The organism is Arthrobacter sp. FW305-BF8 (assembly GCF_021789315.1).
GTDB lineage: Bacteria > Actinomycetota > Actinomycetes > Actinomycetales > Micrococcaceae > Arthrobacter.
On record NZ_CP084561.1, the window covers coordinates 373045 to 389705 of the forward strand.

A 16661-nucleotide genomic window follows, 5' to 3' on the forward strand; every position below is an offset into this window, starting at 1 on the left:
TGGCAGCATGCGGTTGGTAGCGAGTGATATAGACGGAACGATCCTTGGGCACGACGGAAAAATCAGTGACCGCACCATCCGGGCCTTCCACGCCTGCCGGAAAGCCGGCGTCGAACTTGTCTTTGTCACCGGCCGCCCGCCGCGCTGGCTGCACCCGCTCGAGGAGCAGCTGGGCCACACAGGCACCGTGATCTGTTCCAACGGCGCCGTGGTGTGGGACCTCGAGGCGGACAAGGTTGTCTCGGCGCAGACCATGGCCATTGACGACATCTTCGAAATCCGGCGGATCATCAAGAAGGTGCGCCCCACCGCCCTCTTCGCCGCCGAAACCCTCACCGGCTTCCACCTCGAACCCGGCTTCATCGAAAACGGCTCAAGCGAGCTGCTCTCCGAGTTCACCCCAGCCCCGCTGGCCTCGACGCTCACCGCGGAAGACGCCGTCGTCAAGTTCCTGGCCATCGTCCGCGAAGGCACCGCCGACGACTTCCTCGCAGAGGTGGGCCCCGCCGTCGGAAACCTGGCCTCGGTGACGCACTCGGCGCCCACCGTCGCCATGCTGGAGCTCGCGGTGCCGGGGATCAACAAGGCCGTCACCCTCGCCGACTATGCCGCCTCGCTGGGCATTGATGCCGCGGACGTCGTGGCGTTCGGCGACATGCCGAACGACATTGAGATGCTCCGCTGGGCCGGCCACGGCTACGCCATGGCCAGCGGACACCCGGAAGCGATCCGGGCCGCCGGCCAGCAGGCGCCACATTTTGACGACGACGGCGTGGCCCAGATTCTCGAGGAAAAGCTCGCCGCGCTGGGCCTCCAGCTGCCGTAAGGCTGCAGTCGCCCGCCTGCCACCGAACTCGCGGCTGGCGGTCAACTGGCGTTCATGTCAGCACCATAGGGTGTGGCCTGTTGGGTGAGTGACCGATAGGGGACATCGTGGCCAGGAAAAAGACCAAAAATACAGTCGAGGTTCCGCTGCGTCCCGTGGAGCCGGCCCCGCACTGGTCGGCCCTGCGTGAGGGGGACCGGGTCAGCGTGTTGCTTGCGCCGGGATTCGAAACCGGCGGCCGCGTCTCGGCCGTCACGCCGGACCGCACCGTGGTGTGGGTGGATCTCGACGGCGGCCGCGGCCGCACCCTGCTCCACTGCAGCGACGGCGTGGAGATCCTGCCCGCCTGAGGCTGGTCTAAGCTTCGGGGATGACGGGAACCTTGCCTTACTTTTCCGCCCCCGGCCCCGAACCAGGGGCGGGCCAGCCGGTGGCCATGGCCCACAGGGGATTCTCCCTGGCCGGTCTGGAGAATTCGCTGGCAGCATTCCGGGCCGCCGTCGAGCTTGGCTATTCCCACCTGGAGACGGACGTTCACACCACGTCCGACGGCGAGCTGCTCCTCTTCCACGACCGCACTCTGGACCGGGTCACGGACGGCCACGGCAGGATCCATGACCTCATGGCGGACGACTTGCGGCGGGTGCGGATTGGCGGGACGGAACCCGTGCCAACGTTCGACGAACTTGTGGCGGCGTTTCCGGACGCGCGTTTCAACCTGGACGTCAAGGACTGGCACTCCGTCCCCAGCGTCGTGGCCGCAATCGAGCGCCACCAGGTCCACGAGCGCGTGCTGATCGCCAGCTTCTCCGACCGCCGGCGCCGCGCGGTCCTGCAGCAGCTCAGCCGCAGGACCGCATCATCGGCTGGGACCTTTGCGAATGCCCTCTTCCTGGTGCTGGGGCCACTGCTGTCCGTTCGCGCGCTGGCCGCCGCGGTGCGGGCGGTGCTGCGCCGGGCGCTGCGCGACGTTGACGCCCTGCAGGTGCCGGTCCGCTACCGGGCCGTGCCCGTCGTCACGGCGGGATTTGTCCGCCGGGCGCATGAGCTGGGGCTGTACGTGCACGTCTGGACCATCAATGACCCCGCCGAGATGAGCCGGCTGCTGGACCTCGGCGTGGACGGCATCGTCTCCGACCGCGCCGACCTGCTGAAGGAAGTCCTGCAGGGGCGCGGGCAGTGGCGCTAGCCCTGTTCCTCCGGGTCCGGTTCGGGCAGCCCGGCCGGGCCGGGTACGCTGCGCGCTGCCTCTCCGGCGTCCGTGGTGCCGGCCGCGCCGATGCCGCCGGACGTCGCGGTTCCGGCTGACTCCTCCGTTCCGGACCCGCCGGAGGCGCCTGCCGTGCCCTGGCCCCCGCTCGCCTCGGTGCCCGGGCCCTGCGGCGTGTAGGTCGTGTGCACACCTGACCGCGGGCCGGCGTCGCCATCCCTGGCGTTGGAGCCTTCGCTGATGGAGGAGTGCACCTGGATGTCCTCGTCGGACGCTCCGGGCTCGGGCGCGTGGGCGTCGTCCGTGGGATCGGACGTCTGCCCCAGGTCCTCCATCGCGTTTTCCGCTGCTTTGCCAATGCTGTCGCCGATTCCCATCAGTTTGCTCCTTCGAAACGTTCCGGCCGGGCCGGACTGTGCGGCATCTGACTGTTCCAGAATTATCAGCATGCTTACAATTAGTCCAGTGTTGCCGGGGCCCCGGCAGCCTGAGCCCGTTACTAAGTCCGTCGCCACGCCGGCGCACCTGTTCCAAGGAGGACCGCAGGACCATGAGCACCTACCATCCCGAAAATGACCCGGCCAATCCGGACCGCGACGCCGCCAAGACAGGTGAAGCCGGAACAGGCGAAGCCGGAACCGGTGACGCCGCCCGTGGGGACTCGGCCGCCACGCCCAACCCCGACCCGTTGAACGGCAACGTCACGGGCCTGGAGCCTGGCGGGGGAGTGCCGCCCGGCGAGACGCCTCCCGCAGAAGACCAGATGAGCGGGGACCAGGGGCACGACGAATAGCGGAACAACTATCAAAAGGAGTGTGCGATGGCTGACCGGCTGGTTGCCGACGTAATGGTGGAGCGCCTCAAAGCCTGGGGCGTAAACAGGGTCTTCGGCTACAGCGGGGACGGCATTAACGGTTTCATGGGCGCGCTGCGCCGTAGTACGCAGGGCGGCGCCGGAACCGACAGCGGCGACAGCGCCGACGGCGGCGGCAGGGAAACCGGCGTCGAATTCGTTCAGGCGCGGCACGAGGAAACGGCGGCATTCATGGCCGTCGGGCACGCGAAGTACACAGGCCAAGTGGGCGTGGTGACGTCCACCCAGGGGCCGGGCGCCGTGCACCTCCTCAACGGGCTCTATGACGCCAAGCTGGATGGTGTCCCCGTGGTGGCCATCATCGGCCAGCAGAGCCGCAGCGTGCTGGGGTCGGCCTACATGCAGGAAATCGACCTTCTCACACTTTTTAAGGACGTGGCGGCGCAGTTCGCGCAGATGGTCAGCACCCCGGAGCAGCTTCCCATGGTGCTGGACCGCGCCTTCCGCACCGCCCTCGAAACCCGCACCCCATGCGTTGTGATTGTCCCGCACGACATCCAAAAGGCCCCGGCCCCCGAGCTCGACCAGGAGCACGGCATCATCGTCACCGCGCCCGAATGGCAGCCCGCGCGGGTGCTGCCCCACGATGACGACCTGGCCAGGGCTGCCGAGGTGCTGGGAGCCGGCAGTAAGGTGGCGTTCCTGGTGGGCCAGGGCGCCAAGACCGCCCAGGCCGAGGTGGTGGCCCTGGCGCAGCAGCTGGACGCCGGCATCACCACCAGCCTCCTAGGCAAGCCGTACATGGATGAGACGCTGCCATTTGCGGCGGGCACCATGGGGCATCTCGGGTCCACCGCCAGCGCTCACCTGATGGGGAACTGCGACACCCTCCTGATCGTCGGCTCCAACGATCCCTGGACCGAGTTCTATCCGAAACCCGGGGCCGCCCGGGCCGTCCAGGTGGACATCGACGGGCGGAAGGTCGGCAACCGGTACCCCGTGGAAGTTGGTCTCGTTGGCGACGCTGCCGAAACCCTTGCCAGGCTGGCGGAGCTGCTGAAGGGCGCCGGCGGGCAACCGGATGGGAACCCGCAAGCTCAGGCCCGCAAGCAGTGGCGGACGGAAGTGGAGGAGGAGGTCCGCAGCTGGCGCGACCTTTCCGAGGAGCGTTCCCGCGTCCCGGCCAGCCCCGTCAACCCTGAACTCGTGGTCCGCGAGCTCAGCGGCAGGCTGCCGCACAACGCCCAGGTGAGTGTCGACGTCGGGAGCTGCGTCTACTGGTACGCGCGCCAGCTGATCCTGCCGGCGGGAGTCCCGGCGCACCTTTCGGGGACGCTGGCCAGTATGGGCTGCTCGGTCCCGTATGGGATCGCGGCCAAGCTGGCCCGGCCGGACAGACCCGTCGTGGCCCTGGCCGGCGACGGTGCCATGCAGATGGCAGGCATCGCCGAGCTGGTCACCGTCGCGCACCGGTGGCGGCAGTGGTCCGACCCCCGCTTTGTGGTGTGCGTGTTCAACAACAGGGATCTGGCCGAGGTCACGTGGGAGCAGCGCGAGACCGAATCCGAGCCGCGGTTCCCGGACAGCCAGGAAATCCCCGACTTTCCCTACGCCGGTTATGCGGAGCTGCTGGGGCTGACCGGCATCCGCGTTGACTCCCCGGAGCAGCTCGCCGATGCCTGGGACCGGGCGCTCGGCGCGGAACGTCCGGTGTTGATCGAGGTCCTGACCGACCCGGACGTGCCCCTCCTGCCGCCGTTCCCGGCGGGCGCCGAAAAGCTGGACGGCATGCGCTCCGCGCTCTCCGAGGAAGGCGAAGCCGGGAAGGGTGCGGCGGCGCTGCTGGACACCTACGCGGGCCAGGAGGAGTCGCGCAGCTGACCGCCCGGACTGTGTGACTTCCATTACGCGTCCGGCAAGCGTATTCCCGGTTGGAAATGGCAGGATAGGGGCATGCGTATCCTCATTGCCCCGGACAAGTTCAAGGGATCACTCACCGCCGTCGAAGCCGCCGCCGCCATCGCCGAGGGCGCACTCCGCGTCTACCCGGACGCTGTGACCACCCAGTTCCCGGTGGCCGACGGCGGCGAGGGAACCCTGGAAGCCGCCGTCGCCGCCGGCTATGAGGAGCGGATCAACGCCGTCGTCGGTCCCATTCTGGCACCGATCGGCGCCGCCTGGGCCCTCCGAAAGGACCGGTCCGGAGCCACCACCGCAGTGATTGAAACGGCGCAGGCTTCCGGCCTGGCCCACATGGAGCCGACGCCGGAGAACTCGCTGCGCGCGCACAGCTACGGCTGCGGGCAACTCATCGCCGCCGCGCTCGACGCCGGCGCCACCGAAATCGTACTGGGCGTCGGCGGCTCGGCCATGACCGACGGCGGCAGCGGCGCCCTGCGCGCGCTGGGCCTCAAGCCGCTCGACGCCGCCGGGAACGTGGTGCCGCTGGGCGGCGGGTCCCTGGCTGACGCCGTTTCCCTGGATGTCTCCGGGCTGGATCCGCGGTTGTCCGCCGTCACGTTCCGGATCGCCGTCGACGTCCAGAGCCCGCTCTACGGCACCACCGGTGCCGCGCACGTCTTCGGCCGCCAGAAGGGCGCAGACGACGACGCCATTGAGAAGCTCGACGCCGGCCTGCGCAACTGGGCATCCCTCGTCCGGGAGGCGACGGGCCGGGACGTGAACGTTCCGGGCGCCGGTGCGGCCGGCGGCTTCCCGGCGTCGTTCCTTGCCTTCACCCAGGCCACGCTGGAAGGCGGCTTCGCCTTGGTGGCCGCGCTCACGGGACTGGCCGAACGGCTGGCCGACGCCGACCTGGTAATCACCGGCGAGGGTTCCATGGACTCGCAGTCGCTCACGGGGAAGGCGCCGATCGCGCTCGCGGAGGCCGCCCGGGACCGCGGCATTCCGGTGGTGGCCGTGGCGGGACGGATCACGGTCACGCCGGAGGAACTGGCCGAACATGGCGTGGTGGCTGCGGCGCAACTGCTGGACGTCGCGCCCAGCCCGCAAGATGCCATGTCCGACGCCGGCAAATACCTCGCGTGGGCCACCCGGCAGGTGCTGGAAGGGGCCTAGCCGCCCTCTTTGGCGGCCCTCCGGTGCAGGTGCACGGGAACGTAGGCCAGGAGGATGGCCAGCACAGCGAGAAGCACGCCGCCGGCGATAAGGCCCACCGTGCGGCCTGCCGTAACGTCGAACACCAGCGCAGCCGTTCCCACGCTGAGGGTGGCCACCCCGCCCAGGGCGATCTTGGTGATGTTGTCGGCGCTGGCCACGAGGGTTGCTTTGAGCCGTTTCCGGAACAGCCGACGGTGGACGCTGACCGGCAGGAGGATAAACGCGGTGGTCAGCGCGGCAAGGGCCACGTTCACAAGATAGAGCGTGACCTGGAAGTCATCGAGAGACTCAAAGCGCTGCTGGAACGGCAGGGTCAGCAGGAAGCCGGCAAGGATCTGGACGCCCGTCTGGAGGACTCGCAGCTCCTGGATCAGTTCCATCCAGTTCCGGTCCAGCTGCTCCTCGCGCGTCTCATTTCTGCCGCTGCCAGCCGGGGCGTCCGGATCGGTCATGAGCCCTCCTCTGTCTGGCCCGCAGCGGGCGTGCTTGCTCCAACCTAGGCTCAAGTGCGTCCCTATTTCAACAAACACTAAGTTTGCTGACTAGTTTTGCGTCGGGCGGTGGACTTGCTCCTCAAACCTGCGTTAGGTTCGAACAACCCGCAGCCGACAACGTGAGCAGGTGGAAGATGACCGACCCAGCCAAGCAGTCCGACCAGCCCGGTGACCCCCGGGGAACGTACCACTCAGGGCCCTTTCCGGAGCAGGAGCAGAAGCAGCCGGGCCTGACCGCACCTATGGATCCGCAGCCGGACCATGGCGAGCTGAGTTACGAGGGAAGCGGGGCGCTGGAGGGCAAGGCGGCGCTCATCACGGGCGGCGACTCCGGAATCGGCAAGGCGGTGGCCATCGCCTTCGCACGCGAGGGGGCCGACGTCGCCATTTCCTATCTTCCCGAGGAGGAGGACGACGCGCAGGACACCGCCGAATGGATCCGCAAGACCGGGCGGCGGGCACTGCTCCTCGCCGGTGACGGCAGGAACGAGGACTTCAGCACGTCGATCGTCGAGGACGCCGTTGCCGAGTTTGGCCGGCTCGACGTGCTGGTGCTGAACGCCGCGTACCAGAAGAACCGCGACAGCCTTGAGTCCCTGCCCACCGAGGAGTTCGACCGCGTCTTCAAGACCAACCTGTACTCGCTGCTCTGGACAGCCCGCGCGGCGGTGCCGCACCTGGAGGCCGGCGCCTCGATCATCACCACGGCCTCCATCCAGGCATTCAATCCGTCTCCGGGGCTCATTGACTACGCCATGACCAAAGCGGCCCAGGTGGCCTTCACCAAGGCCCTCGCCCAGGAACTGGGACCCAAGGGAATCCGCGTCAACGCCGTGGCGCCCGGGCCCATCTGGACCCCGCTGATCCCAGCCACCGAATGGCCGGACAAGCTGCCCAAGTTCGGCCAGGACACCCCGCTGCAGCGCGCCGGACAGCCCGCCGAGCTCGCCCCCGCCTACGTTCTGCTGGCGTCCGACGCCGGTTCTTACATGTCCGGGGCGGTGGTTCCCGTCACCGGTGGCAAGGGCCTTTGAGTTTCCAGTAATTCCCAGCCAAGCAATTCCCCACCAAGCAGGAGGAACAGATGAGCCAGGACAACCAGCACGCAGCCCCTGAAGAGGAAGCGGGAGGCTACGGAACGCCCACCGCGGAGCAGGAAGCCGGCGGCCAGCAGTTTGCCCAGCCCCGCGAGGAGGAAGACTTCGACGCCGCGGGCCTGAACCAGAACAGCCCCGAGGGAGAGACCTTCCAGACCGGCACGCCGAACCTCAGCCACTTCGCCGAGGAGGACCAGGACAGCTCGGGCGAACCCGGGGCCGGGCGTTTCGGCGGAACCGACGACCAGCTCCACGCCGAGGGTGAAAGCAACGTGGCTGGCTTTGACCCGGTCCCCGGTGAGTCGCCGCTGCCGCGCGATCCGGACGCCTCGCCCGGGGCCGGCGCCGAGGACGGGGACACGGCCGTGCCATCGGCGGACGCCGAGATCGACGAGGGCAACGCCGACGACTCCGGTGCCGGGCAGTTCTCCTCGGAGCCCGGGCAGGAGGCTGCGGGCATCCCGGACGGCAGCGGAAACGACCTGCCGAAGGAACAGTCACCCAACGACGACGACGAAACGTTCGACGCCGGGTAAGTACGTCGCAGACTGTTTTCGGAGGCAGTCAGGGAAGCGTTTACCGCTTCTTGGGCTGCCTCTTTGCTGCGGCGTTGATGGCTGCCTTGGCGGCTGGTGGCAGGCCCTGCTGCTCGGTCTCGGGCTCGGCAGCGGTGCCGCGTGCCTTCGCGATGGCCTTCATGCCGTGGTAGATCACCAGAGCCGCGGCGGATCCGAGCGCGATGCCCGTGAACTTCAGGTCACCCACGGCCCAGGTGTAGTCCGCGATGCCGATGATGAGGGAAACTGCGGCCGTGGTCAGGTTGACCGGGTTCGAAAAGTTCACCTTGTTCTGGACCCAGATCTTCACGCCGAGGATGCCGATCATGCCGTACAGCATGGTGGCGGCGCCGCCCAGTACGCCGGGCGGGACAGTGGCGATCAGTTCGCCGAACTTCGGCGAAAAGCTCAGCAGGATGGCGAAGATGCCGGCTACCCAGTAGGCGGCGGTGGAGTAGACCTTCGTGGCCGCCATGACGCCGATGTTTTCCGCGTACGTGGTGGTGCCCGAACCGCCGCCGAAGCCGGCCAGCACCGTGGCGGCGCCGTCTGCCATCAGGGCCCGGCCGGAGACGCCGTCCAGGTTCTGGCCGGTCATGGCGGACACCGACTTCACATGGCCGATGTTCTCTGCCACCAGCACCAGGACCACCGGCACGAACAGGCCCAGCACGCCGATGTGGAACTCGGGCGTCTGGAAGTGCGGGAGTCCTACCCAGGCGGCGGCGTCCATTTTGTCGTAGCTCACCTCGCCGCGGAGCATGGCCACCAGGTAGCCCACCAGCACGCCCACCAGGATGCTGAGGCGGCCGATGATCCCGCGGAACAAGACGCTCACCACGATAATGGTGGCCAGCGTAATCAGCGCGGTCACGGGGGCGGCGTCGAAGTTGTTCTTGGCGGCAGGGGCCAGGTTTAGCCCGATCAGGGCCACGATGGCGCCGGTGACAATCGGCGGCATCAGCCTGTTGATCCAGCCTGCGCCGAACTTCTGCACGATCGCGCCGATCACGGCGAGGCCGGCGCCGGCCAGCACCACGCCGCCCAGCGCCCCGGGCACTCCGAACTGCTGCTGGGACGCCGTGATGGGCGCGATGAACGCAAAGCTCGAGCCAAGGTAGCTGGGAACGCGGCCCTGGGTGATCACGAGGAACAGGAGTGTGCCGATGCCGGAGAAGAAGAGCGTGGTGGCCGGCGGCATTCCGGTGATGATGGGCACCAGGAAGGTGGCGCCGAACATGGCCACAACGTGCTGCATGCCCACGCCGATGGTGATGGGCCACGCGAGCCGTTCGCCGGGAGCCACCACCTCGCCCGGACGTACGGCTTTGCCATTGCCGTGCAGCTTCCATTTGATTCCGAGCATGCTCATTGGCGGGGCCTTTCGGAGGGGAGTTTGCCCGCTCGCCGGGCTGGATCTTCAGGAGCAAGAATACCCCGACGGACGCGGGCATGAGAGGGCTTCCGGCCAACAGCCGCTGCGGCACTGTGCAGCCAGCAAAGGGACGCCGCGGTGTGCGGAACGTCACGCCGCTGATTTGCCCGTTCCGGGAAGAGCGCGCCTCCGAAGTCGGTTGAACCCAACGAAAGCAACCAGGACTGCCCGACGCCGCCCGCCAGGGATGTCGGCCTAGTGAAAGGGGCGCGAATGACAATCGCCCACGAAGAAGCAGTGATCGATTCCGCCGCCGTGGATGCAATCTTTGCCGAAGCCCGCACCGCCAACGCATTCACCGGCGAGGTTAGCGAGCAACAGGCCCGCGCCATCTACGAACTGACCAAGTTCGGCCCCACGGCCTTCAACTCCCAGCCGCTGCGCGTCACCTACGTGCGCTCGGAGGAAGCCCGCGCGAAGCTCGTGGCCACGCTGTCCTCCGGGAACCGGGCCAAGACGGCCTCCGCACCACTGGTGGCGATCCTCAGCTACGACACCGCCTGGCAGGAGCAGTGGGACAACTTCCTCCCCGGCTACAACGCCCCCAAGGCCATGTACGACGCCGCACCGGACCTGGCCACCGCCACGGGCAACAACAACGCCCACCTGCAGGCCGGTTACTTCATCCTGGCCGTCCGCTCGCTGGGCTTCGCCGCCGGCCCGATGACCGGCGCTGACTTCTCCGCGATCGACGCGGAGTTCTTCCCGGCAGGCGACCAGAAGAGCTTCCTGGTGGTGAACATTGGCCAGCCCGGCCCCGAGGCCTGGGGTGAAGCGAAGCCCAAGTTCGCCTACGAGGACGTGGTCCGCACGGTCTAAGGGCCGGGTTGCGGACAGCCTCCGGACACGGAATGCCTCCGGCAATATGGGGGACATTCCGGAGGCATTCTGGACAGTATTTCTGCAGTTTAAAACTGCAAGGCATGCATCCGGGCCACTTCCAATGGTAGTCCTGTTTGGACTTCTTGAGCATAGGAAAGCGCCGGATGGCCAACAGCCATCCGGCGCTTTCTTGTCCCTGGGAACCCGGTAAATTCCTAGGAAATGACTCCGTCCACCAGCGCCTTGGCCTCGGCCTGGACCTGCTTGAGGTGGTCGGCGCCCTTGAAGGACTCGGCGTAGATCTTGTAGACGTCCTCGGTGCCGGAGGGGCGGGCCGCGAACCACGCGTTCTCGGTGACCACCTTCAGTCCGCCGATGGACGCGCCGTTGCCCGGCGCCTCGGTCAGTTTTGCCGTGATGGCCTCGCCTGCCAGTTCCGTCGCTGTGACGTCCGACGGCGACAGCTTGCCCAGCGCCGCCTTCTGGTCCCGCGTCGCGGCGGCGTCGATCCGTGCATACACCGGGGCGCCGAACTGGTCCGTGAGGCCCTTGTAGAGCTGCGACGGCGACTTTCCGGTGACGGCGGTGATCTCCGAGGCCAGCAGCGCCAGCAGGATGCCGTCCTTGTCCGTGGTCCAGACGCTGCCGTCGCGCTTGTTGAAGGAAGCGCCGGCGGACTCCTCGCCGCCGAATGCACCTTCACCGGAAAGCAGGCCGGGGACAAACCACTTGAAGCCCACGGGCACCTCCACGAGCTTGCGGCCCAGGCCGCCCGCCACGCGGTCGATGATCGAGGAGGACACGAGGGTCTTGCCCACAACGGAGTTCGGGTTCCAGCCACTGCGGTTGCGGTACAGGTAGTCGATGGCCACCGCGAGGTAGTGGTTGGGGTTCATCAGTCCGCCGTCAGGGGTAACGATGCCGTGCCGGTCGGCGTCGGCGTCATTCCCGGTGGCGACGTCGTAGGCGGCGGTCCCGTCCGCACCAACAGACATCCGGTTGATGAGGGATGCCATGGCCGACGGCGAAGAGCAGTCCATCCGGATCTTCTCGTCCCAGTCCAGGGTCATGAAGGCCCACTGCGGGTCCACCGTGGGGTTGACCACCGTGAGGTTCAGCTGGTGGCGTTCGCCGATCTCACCCCAGTAATCCACGGACGCGCCGCCCATGGGGTCGGCCCCGATCCGGACGCCTGCGTCGCGGATGGCGTCCAGGTTCAGGACGGACGGCAGATCGTCCACATAGCTGCTGAGGAAATCGAACTTCCCGGTGGTTTCGGCCTCGAGGGCCTGGGCCAGCGGAATCCGCTTCACGCCGCGGAGCCCGTTCTCCAGCAGTTCGTTGGCGCGGTTGGCGATCCAGCCCGTCGCGTCGGTGTCGGCGGGGCCGCCGTGCGGCGGGTTGTACTTGAAGCCGCCGTCGGCCGGCGGGTTGTGGCTGGGGGTGACAACAATGCCGTCAGCCTGCGGTGCTCCCGCGGGGGCGTTGTTGTTGTACGTGAGGATGGCGTGGCTCAGGGCCGGGGTGGGGGTGTAGCCGTGCCGCGCGTCGATGAGGACGTTCACGCCGTTTGCGGCCAGCACCTCAAGGGCGGAGTTCTGGGCCGGTTCGCTCAGCGCGTGGGTGTCTTTGGCCAGGAACAGCGGGCCAGTGATGCCCTGTCCGGCGCGGTACTCCACGATCGCCTGGGTGATCGCCACGATGTGCGCCTCGTTGAAGGACGCTTTCAGGCTTGATCCGCGGTGCCCGGAGGTTCCGAAGGCCACGCGCTGGCCGGGATCCCCCAGGTCAGGCTTGACGTCGTAGTACGCGTCGAGCAGTGCGGTCAGGTCGACAAGGTCTTGGGGTTGGGCAACTGTGCCCGCTCGGCTAGCCATGGCACCAGCATGCCAGACGACGGCGAAGGGCAACACGGAGTGTCCGGAATCCGGCCCCTGTGACGCAGAATGTCGCAAATTTTCCGGACTACTTGCATTTATCCGGAACAAAAAACTGAGTAGTGCCGGAAAAGTACTTATATACCCGCCCCTGTGGGGCTGTTACGTTCAAACGGCAGGAACACCCGGTGTGATGAACGACGCCGGGCGTCCGGACCAGCGGAAACGTCCCGGCTGCCTGTGGCTGAATTTCAGCCGTGCCATCCGCGGGAGGGTAATTCCGCCCGCCGGGGCCGGAAATTTTGCCGGCTTTTGGGCCGGGAAAATTTACGGCCGGGTGTCCGGTGGAATTGGGCCGGTCATTGGGAAGACGAGCGAGCAATGCAGAGGTGAACAATGGGGGCTGGAGATGCAGCATTCGAACGGACGAGGCTTGCCTCCGAACGGATTGCGCGGCTGAAGCGCGACCTCGCCCCCGGCGGCGGGGGCCCGGCTGAGGGCACGGGCTTCGGCCCCGCCCGCCAGGCTGGAGCAAGCAAAGCCGGAGTGGTCCCTGTTGGTTCCGGCCCTGTTGGTTCCGGCCCTGTTAGCGCGGGCGCCATGGGTGCGGAGCAAAGCAGCCATCTGGTGGCCGAAAGGCTTGCCGAACTGGGGCCTTACGGCTGGTTCGTGCTGCACGATGTCCATTGGCCAGGCCGCCCGTTGGCGCGGCTGGAGCAGGTGCTGGTGGGACCCGGCGGTGTGGTGGTGGTCAGCGCCAAGAGCTGGTCCGGCCACGTCGACGTCGTGGACGGCGCACTCCGCCAGAACGGTCATGACCGGTTCCCCGCGGTGGAGACGGCGCTGGCGCAGGCAGCCGCGGTGGCCGCGGACCTGCCTCCGCCGTGGCGGAGGCTGGTCCGCTCCCTGATCTGCCTGACAGCCCAGCCGGAGCTGCAGGGCACCACCGGTGCAGGCATCGAGGTGCGGGGGATCGACTGCATGACGGCCGCCATAACCGGCCTGCCGGATGTGCTGGATGCACCTTCGGCCCTGTTGCTCTACGCACAACTCGGGCAACTCCTCACCCGTCCTCAGGTGCCGGAAGCCGGCACCGTCCGAAACCCTGCGTACCGCCCAGCCACGGGCAGCGGCGCAGGCCGTACGGGCACCCAGGGAGCGGATGACGCGAACACGTCCAGGGCAGCGCTCCGGCGTCCGGCCCACAAGCGTCCGGCTCCACCGCGCTACCGGTATGGCCGGGATCGCCGGCCGGGTACCGTGCTGCGGGTGGTGGGACGCTCGCTCGTCGCGGGTCTCGTTTCAGCGGCACTGCTGGCGCCGCCCCTGTGGCTGTTGTGGGAGCTGCTCCCCAAGTAGGGCCACCCAGCGCCCGGATCAGATCCCCGGCGTAAACCGCCGGGGACGGCGGTAATGTTCTGTTGAGGACAGAATGAGGGGATTTCCATGACAGAGCAGCGTCCCGGAACCGGCGACGAGCCGAAACCGGACACCCACCAGCAACCGCAGTACGGTCAACAACAGGGTTCGGACATTCCGGCCCCGCCGTTGTACGATCCGCCGCTGTATACCCCGCCAGGCCAGCAGTTCGGCGGCCAGCAGTTCGGCGGGCAGCACGGCGACGCTGGCGCCGGCGGTGCCTACGGACAGCCGGCGAGCCCCTACAGTCAGCAGTACGGCCAGCAGTACGGGCAACAATATGGCCAGCAATACAATCAGCAGTACTCCAGCCCGTACGGCCAGCCGTCGTACTACGGTGCAGCGCCCCAGCCGAAGGGCCTCAGCATTGCCAGCCTGTGCTGCGGCATCGCCGTCTACCTGGGCTTCGGGGTGTTCATCCTGCCGCAGCTGGCCGCCGTTATCCTGGGCCACATGGCGCTGGGACGGGAACCCTCAGGCCGCGGCTTCGCCATTGCGGGCCTGGTGATGGGGTATCTCGGCCTCGCCCTGACGGTCCTCGCGATTGTGGGGCTGGCCATCCTGGCGAGCGTCGCGAGCACGTCCAGCACGATCTGAAGCCCAGCACTATGTGACGTCCAGGACTACCTGAAGCCCAGGTCCGTCAGCGCTGCCGTCAGGCTGGCCTCGTTGTCCTCGAGCCACTGCCGGCGTCGGCTGATCACTTCGCCAACTCCGCCGCGCCACATGCGTGCCCAGCCTCCTCCGAGGTTCCGGGCGTTATGCTCCATGCGTTCGAGCGAGAGCGCCGCGGCCTCCGCTCCGAACTGCGGAAGCCGCCGTCGTTCTTCCAGTGTCCAGCCGTAGGCGTCAGCGAAAATCCTGAGCCGCCGGAAGGGATCCGCCGTTTCCCAGCCGGCCCAGGCATCAGCCGGATCCCGCAACGGAACCCAGTGCATGGCAGTGTTGAAGGAATCCTTAAGTGCGGTGCTCGGTCCTGCGAGGTCGAAGTCGATGAGTCCTGTGGCGAGGCCCCCGCGGACCACAACGTTCTGGGGGGTCACATCGAGGTGGCAGACCAGCCTGCCCGGATCCTGCCGGACCGGCCGCGGCGGGAATGGATGCCTGGCCGGGGTATATCCCGCGGACGCCGCGTGCAGCCGGCGCAGCAGGCGGGTCACGGAGCGCAACAGATCCTCGGACTGCGCCCACTGTTCAGGCACGGCGCCGGCACATGTGCCCGGAAGGAATGTGAGCACATCACGGCCCGCGCTGTCCCGGCCGAGGAATCTGGGGGAGCCCTCGAAGCCGGCGTCCTCCAGCCAGTCCAGGTAGTCCGCCACGGCGTGGCTTTGCAGCTGGTGCGGGCGGCGCACCGTCCCGCCAACCCGCACCACGCCATTGGTGACGTCGCCTGCCGGCAGGAGTTCGACGTCGGTCTCCTCGCCTGGAGCAGGGATGTAGATGCGGTTCTCGACAGGGAGGCGCGTTCTGGGATCCACCCGGCAAGCGTACGCCTGGGCGATGGAAGCCCGGGGATGCGCTCAGAACCCTAGCTGGGCTGCCACCTGCAGGAGCAGCGCCTCCGAGCCGGGCCGGCCGATCAGCTGGATGCCCATCGGCAGCCCTGTTCGCGGGCCGCCTCCGGTCCAGTGCACGGGGACACTGATGGCCGGAAGGCCGCATACATTGACCATGGACGACCATGGCGCGAACTCGCACTGCCTGCGGTAGTCGCCGTCGGCGTCGCCCGCCCATTCCGACGCCGGCCACCGGCCGTCCCCGTGGCCCGTCCCGGTGAACCAGCCCACCGGGCGCGGCGTCTGGGCCAGTGCAGGCGTCAGGATCAGGTCCCAGGCTGAGTACTGCGCCAAGGTGTCGCGCTCGAATTGCCGCAGGAACGCCAGGCATTCGTTGAGCTTGGCGGCGCTACGCTGCTGCGCGCGCCGCCGGAAGGTGCGCGTCAGCGGCGTCAGCAGGACCTCGCGGTGCGGCGCGATCCGGGCCGCACCCACTCCTGCCGTCCAGGCGGTGGTGAACGCGTCGGGGTAACGGTTGTCGTACCGGATCTCAGCCTCGACGACGTCGTGCCCGGCGCCGGTGAGCAGCCGGACGCCGGCGTCCAGCGCGTCCAGTGCCTCCGGATCCGGGGTGAACGGAAAAATCCCGGCCCATGGGCTGTCCAGGCTGACTCCGATCCGCAGCGGAGCAGGCGCGCGGCCTACAACGTCCAGGTAGCTCGCGTCGTCCGGCCTGCCCGGGCCGTTGGATGCCAGCACATCCAGCAGCAGTGCGGCGTCGGCCGCAGAGCGTGCCAGCGGCCCGGCCACCACGAGGCCGGCAGGGTCGCCGCTGCTTTCGCCCGCCGGGACCACGCCCCGGCCGGGTTTCAGGCCCAGCAGGCCGCATGCCGCCGCGGGGATCCGGATCGATCCGCCGCCGTCTGTACCGGGGGCGAACGGCACCAGTCCCGCCGCCACGGCAGCGGCGCTGCCGCCGGAGGAACCGCCCGAGCTCCTGCTCAGGGCAAAGGGATTGCGCGACGGCGGTGCAATGCGGTTTTCGCTGTAGGCCGTCAGCCCGAATTCTGGTACCTGCGTCTTGCCGACGGAGATGGCACCTGCGCCCCTGAGGGCTGCGGCGAGGGCGCCGTCGACCGGTGCCGGACGGCGGTCCAGCGCTGCGCTGCCGTGGGTGGTGACCACGCCGGCAACATCGGTGAGGTCCTTGAAGGCGACCGGCATCCCGTGAAGCGCCGGGAGCGGCTGGTCCGGGTGCCGCCGGGCGAACAGATCGGCGGCAGCGGCCTCGGCCATCGCCCTCGGCCCGGTGACGGTGATGAAGGCCCCCAGCCTCGGGTTCGATTCCTCGATCCGCGCCAGGAAATGCGCCGTGACTTCGCGGGCGGAGAGCTCTCCGGAACGCAGTGCTGCGCTCAGCTGCACCGCCGGCAGGCGGTGGATGTCAGCGAGGCGGTGTGGGGCGGACACTGTGCTCCTTTGCGGCGGCTC

17 protein-coding genes are annotated in these 16661 nt (G+C 68.1%); 11 read left to right on the plus strand and 6 right to left on the minus strand.

The genetic code is table 11. The annotated features are described in order from the left end of the window. Window positions 1-7 precede the first annotated feature (7 nt). The 3 genes from LFT45_RS01665 to LFT45_RS01675 all read left to right on the plus strand — a co-directional run bounded on the left by LFT45_RS01665 (window position 8) and on the right by LFT45_RS01675 (window position 2015). Window positions 8-826 (plus strand): HAD family hydrolase, encoded by an 819-nt coding sequence (locus LFT45_RS01665; RefSeq protein WP_236806225.1) that lies wholly within the window; start codon window positions 8-10, stop codon window positions 824-826. A gap of 107 nt (window positions 827-933) precedes the next feature. Continuing rightward, on the plus strand, window positions 934-1176 hold the full coding sequence (locus LFT45_RS01670; RefSeq protein WP_236806226.1) for a DUF2397 domain-containing protein: 243 nt from the start codon (window positions 934-936) through the stop codon (window positions 1174-1176). A 20-nt stretch (window positions 1177-1196) separates the two neighbouring features. Next, a complete protein-coding gene (locus LFT45_RS01675; protein ID WP_236806227.1) occupies window positions 1197-2015 on the plus strand; it encodes a glycerophosphodiester phosphodiesterase in 819 nt (272 codons plus the stop codon). Here LFT45_RS01675 and LFT45_RS01680 read toward each other — a convergent pair. Next, on the minus strand, window positions 2012-2413 hold the full coding sequence (locus LFT45_RS01680; protein ID WP_236806228.1) for a hypothetical protein: 402 nt from the start codon (window positions 2411-2413) through the stop codon (window positions 2012-2014). The genes LFT45_RS01675 and LFT45_RS01680 overlap by 4 nt on opposite strands. Window positions 2414-2586: 173 nt before the next feature. On the opposite strand from LFT45_RS01680, the gene LFT45_RS01685 reads away from it, so the two are divergent. From LFT45_RS01685 to LFT45_RS01695, 3 genes are all read left to right on the plus strand, one after another. Further along, window positions 2587-2829 carry a DUF6480 family protein gene (locus tag LFT45_RS01685; RefSeq protein WP_236806229.1) on the plus strand — a complete coding sequence of 81 codons (243 nt, stop codon included), beginning with the start codon at window positions 2587-2589 and terminating at the stop codon, window positions 2827-2829. 27 nt (window positions 2830-2856) lie between these two features. Further along, entirely contained in the window at window positions 2857-4731 is a 1875-nt protein-coding gene (locus tag LFT45_RS01690; RefSeq protein ID WP_236806230.1) for a thiamine pyrophosphate-requiring protein, read from the plus strand. 72 nt (window positions 4732-4803) lie between these two features. Further along, on the plus strand, window positions 4804-5928 hold the full coding sequence (locus LFT45_RS01695) for a glycerate kinase (RefSeq protein ID WP_236806231.1): 1125 nt from the start codon (window positions 4804-4806) through the stop codon (window positions 5926-5928). Here the strand turns inward: LFT45_RS01695 and LFT45_RS01700 are convergent. After that, complete coding sequence (locus LFT45_RS01700) at window positions 5925-6422, minus strand: DUF6328 family protein (RefSeq protein ID WP_236806232.1); 498 nt, start codon at window positions 6420-6422, stop codon at window positions 5925-5927. The two genes, LFT45_RS01695 and LFT45_RS01700, sit on opposite strands and share 4 nt — an antisense overlap. 176 nt (window positions 6423-6598) lie before the next feature. Here LFT45_RS01700 and LFT45_RS01705 point away from each other — a divergent pair, with 176 nt between their 5' ends. Together LFT45_RS01705 and LFT45_RS01710 are read left to right on the plus strand one after the other, a co-directional pair. After that, on the plus strand, window positions 6599-7498 hold the full coding sequence (locus tag LFT45_RS01705; RefSeq protein ID WP_236806233.1) for an SDR family oxidoreductase: 900 nt from the start codon (window positions 6599-6601) through the stop codon (window positions 7496-7498). A 50-nt stretch (window positions 7499-7548) separates the two neighbouring features. Beyond that, a complete protein-coding gene (locus tag LFT45_RS01710) occupies window positions 7549-8097 on the plus strand; it encodes a hypothetical protein (protein ID WP_236806234.1) in 549 nt (182 codons plus the stop codon). Window positions 8098-8137: 40 nt separating this feature from the next. Here the strand turns inward: LFT45_RS01710 and LFT45_RS01715 are convergent, their stop codons facing one another. Then, the gene (locus LFT45_RS01715) at window positions 8138-9490 is read right to left on the minus strand and encodes a uracil-xanthine permease family protein (protein ID WP_236806235.1); all 1353 of its coding nucleotides are present in this window, start codon (window positions 9488-9490) and stop codon (window positions 8138-8140) included. 276 nt (window positions 9491-9766) lie between these two features. Here LFT45_RS01715 and LFT45_RS01720 point away from each other — a divergent pair, with 276 nt between their 5' ends. Further along, window positions 9767-10372 (plus strand): malonic semialdehyde reductase, encoded by a 606-nt coding sequence (locus LFT45_RS01720; RefSeq protein ID WP_236806236.1) that lies wholly within the window; start codon window positions 9767-9769, stop codon window positions 10370-10372. A 218-nt stretch (window positions 10373-10590) separates the two neighbouring features. Here the strand turns inward: LFT45_RS01720 and pgm are convergent, their stop codons facing one another. Continuing rightward, on the minus strand, window positions 10591-12252 hold the full coding sequence (gene pgm / locus LFT45_RS01725; protein WP_236806237.1) for a phosphoglucomutase (alpha-D-glucose-1,6-bisphosphate-dependent): 1662 nt from the start codon (window positions 12250-12252) through the stop codon (window positions 10591-10593). 396 nt (window positions 12253-12648) lie between these two features. Here pgm and LFT45_RS01730 point away from each other — a divergent pair, with 396 nt between their 5' ends. Further along, entirely contained in the window at window positions 12649-13611 is a 963-nt protein-coding gene (locus LFT45_RS01730; protein ID WP_236806238.1) for an NERD domain-containing protein, read from the plus strand. A gap of 87 nt (window positions 13612-13698) precedes the next feature. Then, window positions 13699-14268, plus strand: a complete 570-nt coding sequence (locus LFT45_RS01735) for a DUF4190 domain-containing protein (protein ID WP_236806239.1) — start codon at window positions 13699-13701, stop codon at window positions 14266-14268. 26 nt (window positions 14269-14294) lie between these two features. On the opposite strand, the gene LFT45_RS01740 is transcribed toward LFT45_RS01735, so the two are convergent. Continuing rightward, window positions 14295-15152, minus strand: coding sequence for a phosphotransferase (locus tag LFT45_RS01740; protein ID WP_236806240.1), 858 nt, complete (start codon window positions 15150-15152; stop codon window positions 14295-14297). 42 nt (window positions 15153-15194) lie between these two features. Further along, window positions 15195-16640, minus strand: coding sequence for an amidase (locus tag LFT45_RS01745; RefSeq protein ID WP_236806241.1), 1446 nt, complete (start codon window positions 16638-16640; stop codon window positions 15195-15197). Window positions 16641-16661: the final 21 nt, after the last annotated feature.